Source organism: Rudaea sp. (genome assembly GCF_036383415.1).
Taxonomy (GTDB): Bacteria; Pseudomonadota; Gammaproteobacteria; order Xanthomonadales; family Rhodanobacteraceae; genus Rudaea.
This window is the reverse complement of sequence record NZ_DASVOK010000274.1, coordinates 1-4,357: the sequence shown is the minus strand read 5'-3', so window position 1 is coordinate 4,357 and position 4,357 is coordinate 1. Positions and strand designations below refer to the sequence as shown.

The 4,357-nt window shown below is 65.2% G+C and carries 5 protein-coding genes; 3 read left to right on the top strand and 2 right to left on the bottom strand.

Annotated elements, in window-relative coordinates:
- The coding region (locus tag VF497_RS10135; protein ID WP_330888270.1) for a PGPGW domain-containing protein at positions 1-182 on the top strand (182 nt) is incomplete at its 5' end.
- Between the two features lies 1 nt (position 183).
- On the opposite strand, the gene speE is transcribed toward VF497_RS10135, so the two are convergent.
- Positions 184-1,041, bottom strand: coding sequence for a polyamine aminopropyltransferase (gene speE, locus VF497_RS10130; RefSeq protein WP_330888268.1), 858 nt, complete (start codon positions 1,039-1,041; stop codon positions 184-186).
- Between the two features lie 117 nt (positions 1,042-1,158).
- On the opposite strand from speE, the gene speA reads away from it, so the two are divergent.
- Both speA and VF497_RS10120 read left to right on the top strand, forming a co-directional pair.
- Complete coding sequence (speA, locus tag VF497_RS10125) at positions 1,159-3,048, top strand: arginine decarboxylase (protein ID WP_330888266.1); 1,890 nt, start codon at positions 1,159-1,161, stop codon at positions 3,046-3,048.
- Between the two features lie 11 nt (positions 3,049-3,059).
- Positions 3,060-3,929: an NAD(P)-dependent oxidoreductase gene (locus VF497_RS10120; RefSeq protein WP_330888264.1), complete on the top strand. Its 870-nt coding sequence runs from the start codon at positions 3,060-3,062 to the stop codon at positions 3,927-3,929.
- A 35-nt stretch (positions 3,930-3,964) separates the two neighbouring features.
- Here VF497_RS10120 and VF497_RS10115 read toward each other — a convergent pair.
- A partial coding sequence (locus VF497_RS10115) for an aminotransferase class III-fold pyridoxal phosphate-dependent enzyme (RefSeq protein WP_330888262.1) occupies positions 3,965-4,357 on the bottom strand: 393 nt, incomplete at its 5' end.

Below are 4,357 nucleotides of genomic sequence, written 5' to 3'. Positions count from 1 at the left end.
TCGTCTTCCTTGTCGGCGTCGTCATGCTGGTGACGCCGGGACCGGGACTGCTCGTCATGGCGGTCGGCGCGGCGCTGGTCGCCGGTGAATCACTGCTCGTCGCGCGCCTGCTCGATCGCCTCGATTTCCATGCCAGCGCGTATTGGGCGCGCTGGCGCACGAGGCGATCGCAGCGCGAATGAATCAGCCGCCGAACGCGCGCTTGAGGAACTCCGGCTGCGCCAGCGCGGCCTTGTGGATGTCGAGGTTGTAATACTGCGTCGCGAACGGCTTGGCGGCGACATCGGCCTCGCGGAACGCATCGAGCTTGCCGCGCTTGCGTGCCATCGTGCCGCTCCACCAGCCGGACGGATAGCAGGGCTGCGGGAAGCAGATCGTGTGCAGCGATTCGAAGCCGGCCGTGGTCAGCGCGTTGCGGATGTCGGTCAACAGCGGCAGGTGGGCCAGCGGCGATTCGCTCTGCTGCACGATGATGCCGTCGGGGCGTAGCGCCTTGAGGCAGGTCGCGTAGAACGCCGCGTTGAACAGGCCTTCGGCCGGGCCGATCGGGTCGGTCGAGTCGATGATGATGACGTCGAGCGATTCGGGCTTGGCCTCGGCCATCCACTTGATGCCGTCGATGAACAGCAGTTGCGCGCGCGGATCGTTATTGGATTCGCACAACTCGGGGAAATACTGCTCGGCCAGGCGCGTCACGCGCTCGTCGATCTCGACCTGGATCGCGCTTTCGACGCCCTTGTGCCTGAGCACTTCGCGCAGCGTGCCGCAGTCGCCGCCACCGATGATGACGACGTTCTTCGGATTCGCGTGCGTGTACAGCGCCGGGTGCGACATCATCTCGTGATAGAAGAAATTGTCGCGCGTGGAGACCATCATGCAGCCGTCGATCGTCATCAGCTTGCCCCAGTCGGTCGTGTCGTAGATCGCGATCGTCTGAAACGGCGTCTTTTCCTCGTGCAACTTTTTTGTCACACGGAAGCCGATCGAGGAGCCGGAGTAATCGTGCTCTTCGTTGAACCAGAAGGTGTGCTCGTTCGACATGGGCGTTCCGCAGGTAAAAGGGGGAAGGGGCGCGATTGTAGCCGCTGCGAATGACAAGGACACGCAGGCGCAGGACAGGGCCGTTACAATACGCGTCCCTTGGCTGGAGCAACGGCATTGAACAAGCAGGGCTGGACCACCGACGACGCGCGCGCGCAGTACGCGATTGCGCATTGGGGCGAAGGCTATTTCGACGTAGATGATCACGGCGACCTCGTCGTGCGCCCGCGCGGCGCCGACGGCCCGGCGTTCAGCCTGCCCTCGATCGTCGATGCGGCACGGGCGAAGGGCTCGCGCCTGCCGCTGCTCGTGCGCTTCGCCGACATCCTGCGCAATCGCCTGTCGCGCCTGCAGGGAGCGTTCGCCAAGGCGATGAAGGAATGGGACTACGCCGGCGGCTACAGCGCGGTCTATCCGGTCAAGGTCAACCAGCAGAAGGGCGTCGCCGGCGAACTCGCCCAAGCGGGCGGCGAAGGCTTCGGCCTTGAGGCGGGATCGAAGCCGGAACTGATGGCCGTGCTCGCGCTCGCGCACCCTGGCAGCATCGTCATCTGCAACGGTTACAAGGATCGCGAATATCTGCGCTTAGCGCTGATCGGACGCAAGCTCGGCCTGCGCGTATTCATCGTCATCGAGAAACCGTCGGAGCTGAAGCCGGCGCTCGAGGAAGCGAAGGCGCTCGGCGTCGAGCCGCTTTTCGGCGTGCGCATGCGCCTGACCAGCCTCGGCGCGGGCAAGTGGCAGAACACCGGCGGCGAGAAATCCAAGTTCGGCCTCACGCCGCGCCAGTTGCTCACGCTGATCGACGAGCTCAAGGCGACCGGCCTGACCAACTCGCTGCAGTTGCTGCACGTCTTCATGGGCTCGCAGATTTCCAACGTGCGCGACATCGCCAGCGGCATGCGCGAGGCGACGCGCTACTTTGTGGAATTGTATAAACTTGGCATCCCGATCCGCTACGTCGACGTCGGCGGCGGCCTCGGCGTCGACTACGAGGGTACGCGTTCGCGCTCGGCCTGCTCGATCAACTACGGCCTCGACCAGTACGCCTCGACCATCGTCGAGCCGCTCGCGCAGGCCTGCGCCGAGCACGGCTTCGCGCCGCCGCACGTAATCAGCGAGACCGGCCGCGCGATGACCGCGCACCACGCCGTGCTCGTCACCAACGTCAGCGACATCGAGCGAGCGCCCGAAGGCCGCATTCCGCCGAGCGATGCGGACGAGCCGGTCGTGCTGCGCCGCCTGCGCGAAATCCATACCGAGATCGGCGAGCGCTCGGTGATCGAACTGTTCCACGAAGCGCAGCACCAGTGGAGCGAAGCGCATGCATTGTTCGCGCTCGGCCAGCTCACGCTGCGCCAGCGTGCGCGCGCCGACGACCTCTACTACGCGATCGTCAACGCGCTGCGCCTGCGCCTCAAGCCCGAGGAGCGCTCGCATCGCCAGGCGCTTGACGAACTCAACGAGAAACTCGTCGACAAATACTTCGTCAATTTCTCAATCTTCGAATCGATTCCGGATTCGTGGGCGATCGATCAGATCTTCCCGATCGTGCCGATCGCCGGCCTCGACCGCGCGCCCGACCGCCGCGCCGTGATCGCCGACCTGACTTGCGACTCCGACGGCCGCATCGACGACTATGTCGATGCCGATGGCGTCGACGTCAGCCTTCCGGTGCATGCGCCGGAAGAAGGCGAAATCTACCGCCTCGGTATTTTCCTCGTCGGTGCATACCAGGAAGCGCTCGGCGACATCCACAACCTGTTCGGCGACACCGACGCGGTCAACGTGCGCCTCACGTCCGACGGCAATTACGAGTTCTCGCACTTGCGCCGCGGCGACACGACCGATCTGATGCTCGACTATGTCGGCTACGACCTGAAGGCGCTGCGTGCCGAGTATGCGAACAAGATCGAGCGGGCGGGAATTGCAGGCGACGAGGCCAAGCGATTGAGCGATGCGCTCGAAGCGGGCCTGACAGGCTACACGTACTTGGCGGAAGACTGATCGAGAAGAATATGGCGGAAATCAAAGCAGGTTTTGTCGGCCTCGGCGCCATGGGCTGGGCGATGGCGGCGCACTTGAAGCGCGTCGGCCTGCTCGCCGGCGTCGCCAACCGCAGCGTGGCGAAGACGCAGGTGTTCGCGCAGGAATTCGGCGTGCTCGGCGCGGCGGATCCGGGCGAACTGGCGAGGCGTTGCAATATCATCGCGTTGTGCGTCTCGGCCGATGCGGACGTGCTCGACGTGACGCGCGCGATCTCCGCAAATGCGCAGCCGGGGACGATCGTGGTCGATCACTCGACCGTGTCGTCGAAGACCGCCATCGAAGCGCAGAAGATCATGCGCGCAGCCGGTGGCGATTTCCTCGATGCGCCTGTCTCGGGTGGCGTCGAGGGTGCGAAGAACGGCAAGCTCTCGATCATGGTCGGCGGCGATGCCGATACGCTCGAACGCGCACGTCCCGTGCTCGAAGCCTACGCCGGACGCATCGCGCATCTCGGCGGCATCGGCGCGGGACAGAACACCAAGGCGGTCAACCAGGTCGTGATCGCGGGCATCATGCAGGGTATCGGCGAGGGGCTCGCGCTCGCCGAAGCGCTCGGACTCGATCCGGCCGTGTTGCTGCCGACGCTGTCGGGCGGTGCCGCGCAGTCGTGGTATCTCGACAAGCGCGGCGCCTCGGCGATGCGCAACGAATTCAACGTCGGCTTCAAACTCGCGCTGATGCACAAGGACCTCGGCATCGCACGCGATCTCGCGGCGTCGGCCCGTGTCGGCCACGAGACCTTGGACAAATCGCTGGTGGATTTCGCCGAATTGATGGCGCAGGGCTACGGCGACGAGGATGTTTCGGCGGTGATCCGGCTCAAGCGGCGCAAGGATTAATGCACACCGGAAACTGATTCGCGGCGTGTTGCGGACTACGACTTCAGGAACGTGCGCAATGCCAACGCAAGGCGCGTGAGCCCTTCGCTCACGTCGCGATCGCCGATATTGAGCGCCGGCACGAAGCGCAATACGTCGGGGCCGGCTTGCAGCAGCAGCAGCCCTTGTTGGGCGGCGCAATCGAGGATCGCGCCGGCCTTGCCCTTGTGTGCGTCGGCGAGCACGGCGCCGAGCATCAGGCCGCGGCCGCGCACGCCGTCGAATACGTTCAGCTCGGCATCGATCGATTGCAGGCCCGCGGTCAGCGCGTCGCATTGACGCGCGACGTTCGCGGCAATTTCCGGCGACGCGAGCTTGCGCAAGGCGACACGCGCGACCGCCGCGGCGAGCGGATTGCCGCCGAATGTGGTGCCGTGCGCGCCGAACTG